We start from the raw sequence: 14,856 nt of genomic DNA, 5'->3' as shown, positions 1-14,856 counted from the left end.
TCGACCAAACAGGACCACGGCATAACCGATGACTAAATCGCTAATGCCTTACATCGTGCACGGCGCGGCGAGCATTTTGCAAGTCAGAGGCGCAGGACAATAATCATTGCTGTGGCAGCGCGAACCGGGAAGTCCTCAATCCCAAGGTTATTCCGCTCAACCTCTCGCGGCCAAGTCTTGAAGTGAGTCCCCCGGCCGCTGTTACGAATGGCCGGAATGATCCTACTCTGGCCCCGCGGTCAGCTCATGCGAATTGGGTGAAGGTCTCCGGTCGCAGACGCTTCACTGCTTCCGCGTTCGCCGACCGCGCTCACGGACATCGCGCTCCATAGAAAACCGATAGGCGACGACATCAGCGCGCGTTACCGAGCACCCCACAACCAGAGGCTTGCTATCCTTGCGAAATGCGACATAGCGGCAGTATGTCACAGCGAATCCTGGCGTTATCTCGAGTAACGCAGCCTGCTCGTCCGTGGCTGTCGAGCTTTCGAACTGATACTCGAAACGGTCGAACCCCTTCAGCGCCTCGACGAGAGGTATCACAAACTGATCACGGATCTTCGGCATTATTGCTTCGGCGACCTCTTTGGTCAGCCAAAGTGAATCAAGAGCGATCGGTTCGTCGTCAGCCAAAATAACCTTCTCGACTCGATAACCGACGCCCAAGTCCCCGAGCTGGAAAGGGTCTCCATCGTTAGGATCGGCCAGCGCCAATTGAAGCACGCGCATGCTAGGTTTGAGGCCAATTTTGCGCAGATCATCTTCAATTGAGACGCACTTTCTTGGTTTTAGTACTCGCACTATCTTGCGTCGGCTTGCGACAAAGACCCCGAGGCCCTGTCGACCGACAAGAAGCCCCTCGAGTGAAAGGTCGCGAATCGCGCGCCGGATGGTGATCATGCTGACACCGAAATCAGCGGCTAATTCACCTGCGCTAGGCAGCTGCGTGCCAGTTGCGTACGTTCCGGCATCGATCATCTCTCTTATTTTTCGCGAGACTGTGCGATAAAGAAACTGATCAGTTCGTCGCCCCGATTTATCAGGTTGGCGCATTTACAATACTCAGTTCTATCGGAGGATCCATCTATTGCAGAGTTCTTCTACCCAACTTCTATTGCACTAGCACTTCTACCCCTAAAAATTCAGATCAGAACTCCATCCTGTCGGCCGCTCAGCTGCGGGTGCGGACGAATTGTTCGGCATGATCTAGATGGATGGGCTTGCGGACGCGAGCAGGCCCGCTCGACAACGCAGTCAAGCTAGACTCCCTCAACGAGAACACTAAGGAAGAGTCGCCCGAATCAAATAGACAGAATACATACTTAGTATTCAGAACTGCCGTCTGTCAATCCCCATCTGCGCCTCCCCTTGGCGAACGCCCCCGATGCCGTTACCCACTCAGCCGATCGCGAACCGCTGTTCCATATGGTGTTCACAGCGATAATGGAACGCCAACCGACGCAAAAATCTACCGACCACTCAACGATAAACTGGTTGAAGCAGATTCCTTTCCCGCACGATGTCAGGGCAAAGGCCCGGCTGCATAATGTCAGGGACAGCCGGGCAGAGTTCGCACTAACCTTCAGTCATTCTCATCTTAAATGGCGACCGCCTCTGGAGCGCAGCAAATCGATTCGGCGATCTTCTGGCTGAACTCATCGCCCCTATGGCGAGACTGAAAGCTCGAACAATTTGCCAAACTCGGGCATGGTGTCGTGGATACCGGCCAGACGCAAGGCGTGCCAACCCATCGCATGATTGCTCGATGTAACGGGCTTACCCAATTCATGCTCAATCGTGGCGATCTGATCAACTAGGCGCATATTCGTGCAGGCAACGAGCACCGCTTCGACGCCGTCCACCCGACCAAGCGTCCGAATAGTCTCACCGATCGAGGTGAGCGAGATCCGTCCGACCTTGAGATCATTTTGCTCGCTGAAGGAGCCGAACGCCACTACATCTAGGCCGCGCCTGCGCAGGAAATCCGCTACGAACACATTGACCGAGTCGCTGTACGGCGTCAGCACCGCAATGCGCGACACACCAAGCCGCTTAAATGCTTCGATTGTGCCAGTAACTGGAGAGGTGCAGGGCACGCCGGGGCGCGCAGCTCTGATTTTTTCGTAAACGACTTCTTCTCCGAGTATCATCGTTCCTGAGTTGCAGCCGAACGCCATGACATCAATGGGGAGGCCGGGCAGGATCAACTTTGCGCCCTGAGTGATTTCTTTTTCCAGCTCCTTCAACGTCTCTGGCGTCACCTCCGGTGCGTTGTAAATCCGGGATTCGTAGATTCCGACGCCCGGAAGCGCGGTAATGCGCCGAAACTCATATTCGATACATTGATCGCTTGCCAGTACAATTAGCCCGAGTGCGGCTCGCGCAGCGATCCCCGCATCAGTTTTAAAGGGCATGTTGGGCAGATATCGATCCGATACTTTATTCATCTCATTTCCCTCAGCTATTTTGTGCCGCAGAACGCACGCGTGAACCAGCACAATAGATAGATATATTGTGTATATCAACCCGCGTCATAGGTGGCTTGCTCCGGCTTTGAGGCGACGCACGGTCCACTGCAAATCTGCTGGCTGTGCTACTTGACCATCCGCCAAAGATTTGGACGGCTGACCAATTTCCTCCCGCTTCGCCGGCCAAAATCAATCAACGATCAATCTTGAGGGTACTCTAGTCCACCGCGCCAATCCCTATTCGCCGAATCGCTCGCACGACAAGGCTGATTCCAGAGGCTGCCGCACAGAGGCGCCTGCCAAAACGGAGTTCGATCCGATGCCCCTTTCTTACGACATGCCCGACCTGCTGCAACGAAAATCGAGCTTCGTTGATTTCGCCAGGCTGCAGCTTCTCCTGTTTTCGGAAGGACTGGATGATCCTGTCGGGTTTAGAACGCGCTTCATCAACTTCCCGCAAAGGTGCTCGCAAGAAGCCCCGCGTTAGATACGTTGTGCGCCCGTCTGGAGCGATGTCTTTCAACGTCAACATGAAATCAGTGTCTGTTAACGCCGCGCTAAAGTAGAGATCGATGGCTGGGTTGCCCAACAACGTCATGTCGTCCGCCATGGGATCGGTTCGATATTGCAACGAGCCACGAGGCGTAGGCACCAAAGCGAACTGGAGGTTCGACCCGACTAATTCAGTACCCGCCGGGTACAGGTATTTCCGCTCCTTTCTCTCTGATTGCGAGATTGAGGTACTAAGCTTCGCGTCCCCGGTTAGATAGAACGCGATGTGCTTCAAGTTCGGAATCGGCCAATCAGCATAGGTGCTGGTCCAAGCCGGCACGGCTCGGCTAGACTCCTCCGGTGAAATTTGATAGTGTTTACTAAAATCGACCCCCGGGATTTGCGTCTCCCAGAAGACAGTCACCGCTTCCTTGTCGACGCCGTTATCGATCCCTTTTAACCAGTGGTCGAACCATCGGATCGTTTCCGCCGCCACTGGCGCTAGCTTGGCGGCAGGATGCCCACCGTTCGTAACGATGAGTCTTTTATTCTTGACGTTGGGCAGCAAGTGAGCGAACGCAAAACCATTCGAGCTAGCATTTTCGGTTTGGTCATCCTGCAGCCCCGATATCAGCAAAGTGGGCGCCGCTTCGGAAGCAGATTTTCCGTAGATTGATTGGTCTGCCACCATTCGTCATACAACGTATGCTGCATCATCGGGACATATGAGTCGACTGATGCATCGTGTTGCTTGCGCCCCCCAAGCGTACGTTCACACGCCTTGTCGCCCCATGTGATCCGTCGTTGGGCGCCAAATCGCGCATAGTCCTCCTGCGTTCCTAACGTCCATGTGCCAACATAGAAATGCTGAAAGATGCCTCCAGGGTAGTACACCTCTCTATACACATCAGTTACGGTACCAGCGATAGCTAGCGCCTTTAGAGCATGATGTGTTTATACGGAAACGTACCCTGAATTTTTGAGATAGTTGGCGCACTCCTCCTTGGAGAAGACGTCGAGGAGTTCGCCGACCTTGCGCCAAGTCGCTTCGACATCACGCGGCTGCGCGGCTCGCATCAGGTGTTTGAGCTTGGCGAAGACCTGCTCGATCGGATTGAGGTCGGGGCTATAGGGCGGCAGGAAGAGCAGATGGGCTCCTGTGGCGCGGATGGCGTTGCGCGCCGCCTTGCCCTTGTGACTGCCGAGATTGTCGAGAATGACGAGTTCACCCTTTGCGAGGGTCGGCGCCAGCACCTGCTCGACATAGAGGGTGAAGAGCTCGCCATTGATGGGGCCGTCGATGACCCATGGCGCGCTGATCCGGTCGTGGCGCAGCGCCGCGATGAAGGTCATGGTCTTCCAATGGCCGAAAGGCGCAGACGCCTGGAGACGTTGCCCACTCGGTCCCCAGCCTCGCAGCGGCGCCATGTTGGTTTTGATCCAGGTCTCGTCGATAAAGACCAGGCGCGAAGCGTCGATCCTGCCCTGATGGGTCTTCCAGCGCGTCCGTTTACGCGCGATATCGGGGCGATCTTGTTCGGCCGGCAGGATCGTTTTTTTTGAAGCTCAGCCCTTCGGCATGGACGAACGTCCACACTGCCCGCACGTCGGTCTTGATCCCGCGCGCAGCCAGTTCCTGCGTCAGCTTCCGCAAAGTGAATGGGCCGGAGCGAATGCGTTTGCGCAGCCAGTCGGCATTGGTGCCGGACAGAACCGGCTTCTTGTGACCGCCGATCTTGCCGGGAGAAACGCCTCCGGTCTCCCGCCGCAGATTCTTCCACTTCGTCACACAGGAAGGACTGATCTGAAGCGCTTCTGCAATCGAACGAACGGTCTCGCCCGCGTCAGCCCGCGCCAGAGCGAGTTCACGAAGATCTTCCGAATAGGGTCGCGTCATCCATGCTGGCCCCCGTTCCAGCATGGAGTTTGAATCAGAAATTGTCCCTTCTGGGAATCCCGCTTCTGGCAAAAAACAACATGCACTAGATGCGCTGGCCGCTCCGCCGCAACATAGTATTGGTTGAGCCCCGGATTTGAAATCCCGAACATGCCCACACTACCATTGCTCCACGGCTGCACTCCGATCCATTCAACGACCTGCGCGCCGTCGGGCCCCTCCTTTGGCCCATGCCAAAGGAAGTTGTTTCCCTCGGAGCATCCGCTAGCTCGAACATCCGCTCCAACGACTGCATAGCCGGCTTTCAAAAGGTCCTTCGCCGCGGAAAACGCCATGCCGCTGATCCCGTAGCTGGAATACTGCAACACAACCGGATATTGGCCTGCTTTGATTGGTCGCCATACGACGTAGGCGATCTTTCCTCCGTCTTTCATCGAAATGTAGCCATACTCGCGATAGGCCCCCTCCTCTGTAACGCCATCGGCGGTTTGCGCCCGAGCAAAGGTAGCAAATGAAAGCACGAGTGCCACGATTGCGGTTATTCTCAGAGGGCCCGCGAGCGTTAGACGGATAAGCGCGAGGGCCGCACTACGCAAGACCACTCTTGCTGCAGGTGCGATCGATCGGATTCGCATGCGAAATGTCTCCAAGTGAGATCAAAAGGGGACTGCTAGCTGTTAGTCCCCCAAAGCGGCACAAGGCCACGAAGAGCTCCGCAAGCAGCTCGATTTCAGGCAACTTGCATGAGACGCGAAATCGCCCGAGCCTTTGGGAGAACCCAAAGGCATTCTCCCGACAGCCACATCGTTAGCTCAATTCCCGGCATGGCAATCGATTTACAAAGATTACGCCGCCGGCATGGCCAGCTCAGCGAGCTTCGCCCAATAGGAACAGCCAATAGGGATAGCTTCGTCGTTGAAGTCGAATTTCGGATGGTGAAGACCTGCAGTGTCGCCATTCCCGAGGAAGATGAAGGCGCCAGGCCGAGCGTTGAGCATATGGCAGAAATCCTCACCACCAAGCAGTGGTTGCGCATTGCGATTGACGCGCCCCTCTCCTACTACCTTCGAGGCCACATCCGCGGCAAACGATGCCTGAGCTTCGGCGTTGCAGGTGATCGAAACGCGGCGGTCAATGTGGATATTTGCCGTAGCACCAAAAGCCTTCGCCGTATGGTCCACGATGAGCTTCATCCGCTCGTGAATCATATCCTGCACTTCGGCATTGAGCGTGCGTACGGTGCCTTTGATCTTCAGCGTTTGCGGAAGGGCGCTGTAGTCGTCAGTTTCAGTGTGAAACGAGGTTACCGAGACGACGGCCGATTCTATTGGTGAAACATTTCGCGACACGATTGACTGGAGCGCGTTAACCAGCTGCGCTCCGACAAGAGTGGCGTCGATGCAGATGGAGGGGAGCGCTGCATGCCCCCCTAGGCCTTCTATATCGATAGTGAACCTATCAGCCGCCGCCATAATAGGACCTGAACGAAGAAAGAATTCGCCGACCGGCAAGCTTGGCCAGTTGTGCATGCCATAGATCTCTTGGATACCAAAACGCTCCATCAGACCATCATCGACCATCGCGCGCGCGCCCCAGCCACCCTCTTCTGCCGGCTGAAAAATAACCACTGCCGAGCCGTTGAAATTGCGCGTTTCAGATAAGTATTTGGCAGCGCCAAGCAGCATTGCAGTATGCCCGTCATGACCGCAGGCGTGCATTTTACCTTCAACTTTAGACGCGTACGGCAGGCCCGTCGCTTCTACGATCGGAAGCGCGTCCATGTCGGCGCGCATGCCGATGACGCGCCCTGAGTCGGCTCGCTTTCCCTTTATGACACCGACCACGCCGGTCTTTCCGACGCCACTAACGACCTCATCAACTCCGAATGCCTTTAGCTTCGCAACGACCATCTCGGCGGTCCGGTGGACATCGAACAAAAGCTCGGGATTACTATGGATATCGTGGCGCCACCCCACGATTTCAGCGTGGAGGTCGGCAAATCGATTAACGGCAGGCATGCTGTCTTCCCATGTTTTTAGTTGCGGCCACCATCGAAGGCCACCTCTGCTCTAGCGAGCGCGAAGAAGCCTATCGCGAGGCGAACCTTGTGGAGCTTGAGAATGAAGCACAGACAGTGACGAGCATTCTCGCTTTCGCGCCATGCACTACGAGCTATGGAATACTTAGTATATTCAGTATAACCCAAACCATTCGCGCACGCAAGAGCGAATATGAATGTCCACGCGTAGCACCTGTCCTGGCATCCAGGGCCTGCGGCCTGATATTGTTTCCGCGCCTCGGGCATGGAAGGGAAGGAGGCGATGCGGACCCTACGCTTTCATCAAGGCTCCAGGCAGCAACGGAGTTACAGATGAGACTGATCTGACATGGGTTGAGGCATTTTCTCGAACTCAATAAGGCAAGGGGCATGGCTCGACCGCGAGCCGCACCGATCCACGGAAACCGAAGTTGTTGCGGCTTCAAGACGTGCACCGACGGGGGGGCATGACTGGTTAGGCGCAACGATGCTTCTGTCAACGCGGCTTATGAAAAGCGCCCACTCGAACGGCCGCGTTCCTTGATCGTTCATTTCGGCTTGCCAACTCCGCAAAAGGAACGTATGTATATCTGGTATATTTTGTTCGTCAGGAATGTTCACCGAATTACACCGTTTGTCGGGGTGAGTCGGCAAGGAGGATACAACCCCTCAGGTAATGCTCGTCCTCACGGAGGCTAAGCCATGGATGTGCTGAAAGCGTGGCTGGCGAGGCTTTGCCTCTCTCTGTACCAGCCAAATGCCGGCATGCCGGAGAACAGATTCTCGCTCCTGGCGTCGGTACCGACTGGCCCCTCCGGTACGGTCGTCGCGGCTGCACTACACACCGCTGTGCCGAGATGGATCGACTGCTTTCGTGGCACCTGCATCAAGCAGCTCGAAGATTTGCGTCTGCTTTTGGATCCTAATCTTTCTCGAGTGGCCAAAGAGTGTTGGCCGGTGTTTCGTCGGTGGCCACTCTTTCTGTGCCGCCGCAGCGTCCCACTTTGTCTTACAGCGAGATCTATATCGTGACTCAGGAACAGAGCAATTTATCGATGCCACCTTGGGCTAGTGGCGAACGCCACACAATGCGGTCATCTCTGAACAACGCGATCCTAGGACGACTCTTGCCGCAGGATCTTGCGGTATTGGGAAAGTTCTTAGAGCCGACCGTCTTGAGAGAGCGGATGATTCTGCAAGAGCCGAGAAGGCCGCTTGATTACGTTTACTTCATAGAATCCGGTCTCGTTTCGCTGAGGGTTGTCGCGGCGGGAGGCATGCTCGAGACCGCTGTGGTGGGACATCGAGGAGCAGTCGGCGCTTCGGTGCCCGGGGGAGCCAATCTTTCGACATATCAGTCCGTCGTGCTTTTCCCAGGGAGGGCACACAGAATACGTCTCGTCGATTTGCATCGGGTAATGCACGAATGTCCAGAAATCAGAGAGCAGCTAGTGCGCTACGTCCAAGCCTTGACGTTGCATTGCGCACAAGCGGGATTTTGCGCAGTTCGGCACGATCGTGAGAAACGACTGGCGAGTTGGCTCTGCTTGGCCAGTGATGCTCTTGACGCTGACGTGCTTCCAGTCACCCATGACTACCTTTCTTCAGCCTTGGGACTGCGTCGCGCTGGTGTAACGGAAACGCTAATCCGATTTGAAGAACAAGGCTTGATCAGAAAAATGCGCGGCATCTTGCAGATCGGTGATCGCAAATCCCTGGAGCAAAGGGCGTGCTGTTGCTACAAGCTGATCTCTAGCGCTTATTGATCTTTCTGACTTCATGCTTCCAAAAGCACGGCTGGCTGAGCACTCCGACTTAGGAACGCATCTCGCTGATGTTTCCGAGCGTGGATGTTAAAGACTCCAGTTGGGGGTGAACCACGCTGCAGTCGAGTGCCCGCCAACGCGAACATTACGTGCGTTTGAAGGCCTCGAGCCAGCCCCCAAAGGAAGATCATCCAACATATGGATGCGGGAGCGGATCCACGATTGTGGGAACACTTCCGACTACTTCTAAGCGTCGTTCTCAGGCCACAGCTTTGAGGTCTTGACGACAATAGGCCCACGGAAGCAGCTGATCGATGTCGCTGTTTAGATGGCCGTTGACGATCCTGGTGAGGGCGTCGGTCAGGTAAGCGAGCGGATCGACGCCGTTCAGCTTACAGGTTTCGACCAGGCGATGGTGGCCCAGTGCTCGGCGCCGCCTTCCGAAGGGGCTGCATAATGCAGGGATTTCGGGCAACGAAGTTCGAGTAACATATCCATTCCATCCTGACGCCGGCCGAGACCTAGTCGTGCTCGGCGAACAAATCCACGATGGCCATCGCCACTTCACGGTTCGCCGCGAGAACGGCCGTCTCCATCTTCTGCCGGCATGGATGACCGAGCCCGAAGCAGCGTCGGCTAAAATTGTAACAGATCCATTTCTCCCGGTGGACCGACTTCTTGAGCTTCGCACGTACGTTGACGTCCTCGTAGCCTCGCGTTGGGAGGAATCGCCTCCCGTCGAGGGAGGAACCCATGTCCAAGACGATGCAAAAGAGGCGGCAACCGGATCTGTTCGCGACGGCGCGAGCGGAGCATCTGCCTCAGGTGGTGCAAGCCGAGGCCGCAAAGTTGCTGTCGCTTCTGCTAAACGAAGCTGTCGCAAAGGCGCCCGCCGCGCCAGCCCAGTCAGGTCAGGAGGCGGGTCATGACGAAGATCTCCGCTGATCACCTGGCGCGTAGTGCCGTGGTTTACGTTCGACAGTCATCGGTCGATCAGGTTGTCCACAACCTGGAGAGCCAACGCAGGCAATACGGCCTTGATGCTCGCGCCCGTGCACTCGGCTGGAGCGAAGTCGAGGTTATTGACGATGACCTCGGCAAGTCTGGTGGCGGCGTTGCAAGACGTGGATTTGAGCGGTTGTTGGCGTTAATCTGCGAGGGGCGCGTCGGCGCAGTGTTTTCGATCGAGGCTTCCCGCCTCGCTCGAAACGGTCGAGACTGGCACACGTTGTTGGAGTTTTGCGGCTTGGTCGGCACGCTCATTATCGATGAAGATGGCGTCTATGATTCGCGGTCGATCAACGATCGATTGCTCTTGGGGATGAAGGGAACGATGAGCGAGCTGGAGCTCAGCGTCATTCGACAGCGATCAGTTGAAGCCGTCAAACAAAAGGCTCGGCGCGGCGAGCACTTCACAACGGTTGCCGTCGGGTACGTGAAAACGAAAGATGACCGAATCGAGAAAAACCCGGACGTACGTGTCTGCGAGGCGCTGGATCTCGTCTTCAGGAAGTTTGTGGAGCTGCAATCGATCCGGCAGGTCTTGCTCTGGTTGATCCAGGAGAAGATCGCGCTACCGTTCGCCATTGGAGGTTCGAACGATCCGAAAATCGAATGGCGTACACCAAGCTACACGACGTTGAATCACATGCTCACCAACCCTGTTTATGCCGGGGCGTACGCGTTCGGACGACGGGGTGTCCGGACGACGATTGAGAACGGCCGGAAGAAGGTGAAGCGAAATCCCCAGCGCGATTGGAAGGCCTGGGACGTGCTGATCCGTGAACATCACGCGGGCTATATCTCCTGGGATGAGTTTGTTCGAAACCAGCGCCTCATTGCGGACAATGCCAACGGCAAGAGCTATCTGGGTCGAGGAGCCGTCCGACGCGGCGAAGCACTTCTCCCTGGGCTTCTGCGCTGCGCGCGATGTGGTCGCCGGTTATACGTTCAGTATTCCGGGAGAGGCGGCGACACGCAGAGATATGTCTGCCGCGGAGACTTCAACAAGGCGGCAGTCGCAGCCTGTCTTGGCTTCGGTGGAATGCGCCTCGATCGGATGGTGGCGCGAGAGGTGCTGGAGCGGCTTCAACCGCTTGGCGTTGAGGCTGCGCTAAATGCAATGAAAACTCAGGGCGCCAAACAGTCGGAAAAATTGCGTCAGCTCCAAAGGTCTCTCGAACAGGCGCAGTACGAAGCGAGCCGGGCGTATCGCCAATACGACGTGGTTGACCCCGACAATCGTCACGTCGCTGGTGAACTTGAGCGTCGCTGGAACGAGCGCATCCAAGCTGTACGTACGATTGAGCGAGAAATCGAGGGCTTGACCAGCTCGCCTTCTCCTGGACTCTGCGCCGGCGATCGCGAAGCGATGCTTAAGCTCGGGGACGATCTGAATAGAGCCTGGCAACGCCCCGGCGTTACGTCGGAGACCAAAAAGAAGATCTTGCGTACAGTGCTGTCGGAAATCGTTGTCGACGTGGATCAAGACAATGAGCATCTTGACCTCGTCATCCATTGGCAAGGTGGCGATCACACCCGCTTGAAGGTTAAGAAGAACCGTGTCGGCGTGACGCGTTGGACGACCGACACTGAGGCAGTTGATCTTGTGCGCGCGCTCGCACGTCAAATGCCTGACTACGCGATCGCCGCCTTGCTCAATCGCTCCGGAAAAACAACCCCGCACGGGGCGTCCTGGACGAGGACCGGCATTTGTTCGTTGCGCAGAGCCCGCGAGATCGCCGGTTATCGTGAGGGGGAACGCCAGGATCGAGGTGAGCTCTCGTTAATCGAAGCAGCGGAGATGCTCGACGTCAGTCCATCAACCATACGTCGCATGATCATCGAGGGACGATTGCCTGCGGAGCATTTATACAAGGGCTCGACATGGATCATCAAACAATCTGATCTCACGCGACCGGACGTGCGCCAGGATGCCTCTCGCAGGCGATCGCGCCGCAGTCCGCCGTCTTGCGACGCCAACCAGAAATGCCTTGAGTTATAAGAGGATAGACAGATGGGCAGTATGAAGCGCCGTCGTCGGAGCCTGCGAACAGCGCATTTTTCCGGTTCAGCGTGATCGGACGGATCGAGCGCTCGACGACGTTGTTGTCCAGCTCGATGCGGCCGTCATTGATGAAGCGCGTCAGGGCCCCCCCAGCGTGAGAGCGCATAGCGAATGGCGTCGGCCAACTTGCCCTTTTGGCTGATCAACGCGAGCTAGCTTTGCGCGGAGCCATCGCTCGAAGGCTTCCGCCAGCGGCCGGATTTTCTGCTGCCGAACGAGACGGCGCCCCTCGGCGCCGCGACCACGGATGTCTCTTTCGATGGCGTAGAACTCGGCGATATGCTTGAGCGCCTCGCTGGCAATGGGCGCGGGACCGGGTGTGGCAAGTTCGTAGAAATTTCGTCGCATGTGCGACCAGCAGAATGCAAGTTGGACATCGCCACGCTCGGCGAGCTTGCCATAGCCGGCATAGCCATCGACCTGCAGGATCCCTTCGAAGCCTGCGAGATGGGCGATCGGCCGATCGGCTTTGCGATCGGGGGCATAGACATAGGCAACGCCCGGCGGATCGGCACCGCCCCACGGCCGATCGTCCGCTGCATAGGCCCAGAGCTGACCGGTCTTGGTGCGCCCGCGGCCGGGATCGAGCACCGGCATCGTTGTCTCGTCGGCGAACAGCTTTGGCCGTTGCCTGAGCTTGCCGAGCAGACGGTCATGCAGCGGACGCAAGTGGAAGGCAGCTTGTCCTACCCAGTCCGCCAGCGTCGAACGATCGAGCTCAATGCCCTGGCGGGCGCAGATCTATGCCCGCCAGGGCATCGCTCTCGATCGATCAACGCTGGCGGATCGGCAGAGGTGGACATACAGCTTACCAATAACACATTCAGCAAGCCGTTTTTGAGCGATCGCAATTCAAACTCAAAAAGGCCTCCGACGGGCATGCCGGAGGCCTTCTGGGAGGTCAGCGGAGGATCTTTAAGAATCCCAAGCGCGACTTAATTGACGGCTCAGAAGGTACGCGTAACGACCAGCTGGCCTGCGATATTGCTTTGGTTCTTCAGCTCATACAAAGCTGCCGGCTTTCCAATACCGGCTTGCAGCGGAAGTGCCACTGTACTTCCGCTCGCGAATTTTTGGTTGATCGTGCTGTAATCGAATTCCAACGCAAAGGCCAGACCCTTGACCGGAGTCCATATTGTCCTTGTGCCGACGACCCCATAGCTGAAGTCGGGATTGCAGCCGCCCATGCCACTCGACAGCGCGAGATTGGCTACGAACGCACCGCAGACGTAACTTTTGGCAGTACTATTATAGCGCACGAAGCCCAAGCCGCCGAAGATGCTAGAGCTCCAGTTCGGGTTCCAATTGTGGTTAAAAGCGCCGTTGAAACCATAGGTCGTGGTCAACTCTTGCCCGGAACCTGGAACGAATACCGTATCCGAAACACCAGCAATGCCGACACTCTGATAAACACCAGGCAAGTTCGTACTGCCGTACTTGGCGAAACTATTCGCTACGGAATCATGGAAGTTGTAGCGCGTAGCACCGTTCGTATACACCCCTGTAACGTTGATCGAGTCGCCAGGGCCCGTTGGGATGTTTTTAATGGAAAGCGCCAGCTGACCAGCCCAGCCCCACTTATCGTCCGGGTGCCCGGTGAGCTCAGTAGCACCGTAGTAGGCCGCATGATTATCGTGCGCAGCCAACGACGCTTGAAAGAGTCCCCACGGCTGGTCAACACGAAGAGACGCAACAAGGTCTGGAGCTATGGTGCCTGCGAGGTCGTTGCCACCATATGTCCCGGTCGCGATACCTGCGGCCGATGCAGCACTCACGTTCCAGACGCCGGATTGATCATGCTGGACCTGATCCTGTGCGGAGAACGAAAGCATGACGCCCTGACCGAAATCAGCGGTGTAACTGAACTGGTTAACTTGGTCCAAGGCGCTACTGCCGGGAAGCTCAGTGAAGTTTCCGGGATACTCGGCCCATGGCGTTGAGAACTGCGAGGTTGCCTTGCCGATCGTGAAGCCAGCGAACTGGAGAAAGGCGGTCCAGAAACCGACCGTACCGGCAGCGATGGCGCCCGGGTTAGCGTTATTTGGTGCCGAGACGCCACCGATAGATTGGTAAACGGTCGAACCATTTCCAGCCCCGCTGTAGCTTCCCGAGGTCCACTGAAACAGAAATTCGGCGTAGGTACGAATAGTGCCGTATTCACTAGCGGTACGGGTATCAATGATCGTAAATTCACGAGCGCGCCAAGTGTAGGCGTTAGTATAGCGGTTCACTGCACCAGCCGGACCAGCGTCCCCGTTGACAAAACTATTGCTATTCGTTTGCAGCCAAGCACGCAGGTAGCCTCCCAGCCTGAGGCAAGTGTCAGTGCCTGGGATGTAATAGAAGCCAGGGCCATACGCCGAGCATATCTTTACGTATTCGATAGGTTTTGCCTTGACGGGCAGATCGGCAGCCTGCGCCGAGCCCCACCCGATCAAACTCGCGGCCGTACCGAATAAGAGAGTCTTCGCCATTTCCATGAAAATTCCTCCAGACTTTTTGAAGGTAGGCAAGTCCCTAAAGCAGCGACTGACCATCTTCGCCCCCCAATGGCTTTCCCAAAAGTGAGTTCGCGAGACGGCCCATTCCGCTACCCGCAGATTCAAAGCTGACAGATAATCTTCACACTTGGCCCACAAAGTCTGTACGAACCGTACAGGCTTTGTCTGCGCCCGAAGGCTTGTGATCCAACCGCTTCATATCGGTACGACTGGTACCAACGTATCGAGAGAAATTTCCGCTTTCTTCGCTTGGTCACGCAACAAACTCGATTCAATAGCGTTACGAACCCAAACCGAAACTAAATGTGCAGGCCCGGGCACCCCATCCGCGACGAGCCTCTGCCCAGTTCGTGATGCAGAGCAAGAAGGTGGGACATGTTCAGAACCGTGGCGACATACTCGGATAGCGTAAGCGCTTCGCCAATCCCAATGAGGTTGGGCTTGACGCCTTTTGGAACCTCCATGGCGTGGGGTCTTCGATTGCGCTGTGCGCGTGACCGTCGAGGATCGCTGTGAGTGTCTCGGTGATTGTATGCGACTGGATTGACGTCGTTCGGTTTGCAGGTGGCGACGATGGACAGTGTCAAGCTTGAGGAGATCATCGACAGTTGTTTTTCGAGCCCCGGT

The 14,856-nt window shown here is 56.5% G+C and carries 11 protein-coding genes and 2 pseudogenes; 3 read left to right on the top strand and 10 right to left on the bottom strand.

What is annotated here, in order from left to right:
- Positions 1-282 precede the first annotated feature (282 nt).
- The 7 genes from ACVW1C_RS28910 to ACVW1C_RS28880 form a co-directional block, all read right to left on the bottom strand.
- Entirely contained in the window at positions 283-1,053 is a 771-nt protein-coding gene (locus ACVW1C_RS28910) for a GntR family transcriptional regulator (protein WP_456761237.1), read from the bottom strand.
- Positions 1,054-1,664: 611 nt separating this feature from the next.
- On the bottom strand, positions 1,665-2,447 hold the full coding sequence (locus tag ACVW1C_RS28905; RefSeq protein ID WP_456761236.1) for a maleate cis-trans isomerase family protein: 783 nt from the start codon (positions 2,445-2,447) through the stop codon (positions 1,665-1,667).
- Positions 2,448-2,685: 238 nt separating this feature from the next.
- Positions 2,686-3,648: a CocE/NonD family hydrolase gene (locus ACVW1C_RS28900; protein WP_456761235.1), complete on the bottom strand. Its 963-nt coding sequence runs from the start codon at positions 3,646-3,648 to the stop codon at positions 2,686-2,688.
- The gene (locus ACVW1C_RS28895) at positions 3,591-3,854 is read right to left on the bottom strand and encodes a hypothetical protein (protein WP_456761234.1); all 264 of its coding nucleotides are present in this window, start codon (positions 3,852-3,854) and stop codon (positions 3,591-3,593) included. The genes ACVW1C_RS28900 and ACVW1C_RS28895 overlap by 58 nt, the downstream gene beginning before the upstream one ends.
- A gap of 60 nt (positions 3,855-3,914) precedes the next feature.
- Positions 3,915-4,857 (bottom strand): IS630 family transposase gene (locus tag ACVW1C_RS28890; protein ID WP_456655323.1). Its coding sequence is split into 2 segments (ribosomal slippage): positions 3,915-4,520 and positions 4,522-4,857, totalling 942 coding nucleotides; the frame shifts between segments, so codons are not numbered across the junction.
- Positions 4,854-5,387, bottom strand: coding sequence for a CocE/NonD family hydrolase (locus tag ACVW1C_RS28885; RefSeq protein WP_456761233.1), 534 nt, complete (start codon positions 5,385-5,387; stop codon positions 4,854-4,856). Before ACVW1C_RS28885 ends, ACVW1C_RS28890 begins: the two co-directional genes overlap by 4 nt.
- A 315-nt stretch (positions 5,388-5,702) precedes the next feature.
- The gene (locus ACVW1C_RS28880) at positions 5,703-6,875 is read right to left on the bottom strand and encodes a M20 aminoacylase family protein (RefSeq protein WP_456761232.1); all 1,173 of its coding nucleotides are present in this window, start codon (positions 6,873-6,875) and stop codon (positions 5,703-5,705) included.
- Positions 6,876-7,950: 1,075 nt separating this feature from the next.
- On the opposite strand from ACVW1C_RS28880, the gene ACVW1C_RS28875 reads away from it, so the two are divergent.
- Positions 7,951-8,661: a Crp/Fnr family transcriptional regulator gene (locus ACVW1C_RS28875; protein ID WP_456763206.1), complete on the top strand. Its 711-nt coding sequence runs from the start codon at positions 7,951-7,953 to the stop codon at positions 8,659-8,661.
- A gap of 259 nt (positions 8,662-8,920) precedes the next feature.
- Here ACVW1C_RS28875 and ACVW1C_RS28870 read toward each other — a convergent pair.
- Positions 8,921-9,111 (bottom strand): annotated as a pseudogene (locus tag ACVW1C_RS28870) (transposase domain-containing protein); the annotation flags it as partial.
- A gap of 303 nt (positions 9,112-9,414) precedes the next feature.
- Here ACVW1C_RS28870 and ACVW1C_RS28865 point away from each other — a divergent pair.
- Positions 9,415-9,606, top strand: coding sequence for a hypothetical protein (locus ACVW1C_RS28865; RefSeq protein ID WP_061876443.1), 192 nt, complete (start codon positions 9,415-9,417; stop codon positions 9,604-9,606).
- Positions 9,587-11,665 carry a recombinase family protein gene (locus ACVW1C_RS28860; RefSeq protein ID WP_456761231.1) on the top strand — a complete coding sequence of 693 codons (2,079 nt, stop codon included), beginning with the start codon at positions 9,587-9,589 and terminating at the stop codon, positions 11,663-11,665. The genes ACVW1C_RS28865 and ACVW1C_RS28860 overlap by 20 nt, the downstream gene beginning before the upstream one ends.
- Here the strand turns inward: ACVW1C_RS28860 and tnpC are convergent.
- A pseudogene (gene tnpC / locus ACVW1C_RS28855) lies at positions 11,661-12,469 on the bottom strand (IS66 family transposase); the annotation flags it as partial. The gene ACVW1C_RS28860 and the pseudogene tnpC sit on opposite strands and share 5 nt — an antisense overlap.
- 206 nt (positions 12,470-12,675) lie before the next feature.
- Complete coding sequence (locus ACVW1C_RS28850) at positions 12,676-14,208, bottom strand: porin (protein ID WP_456761230.1); 1,533 nt, start codon at positions 14,206-14,208, stop codon at positions 12,676-12,678.
- Positions 14,209-14,856: the final 648 nt, after the last annotated feature.

The sequence above is a fragment of the Bradyrhizobium sp. USDA 4011 genome (assembly GCF_054063415.1).
The sequence above is the reverse complement of the archived record's forward strand: the minus strand, read 5'-3'. Positions and strand labels throughout refer to the sequence as shown.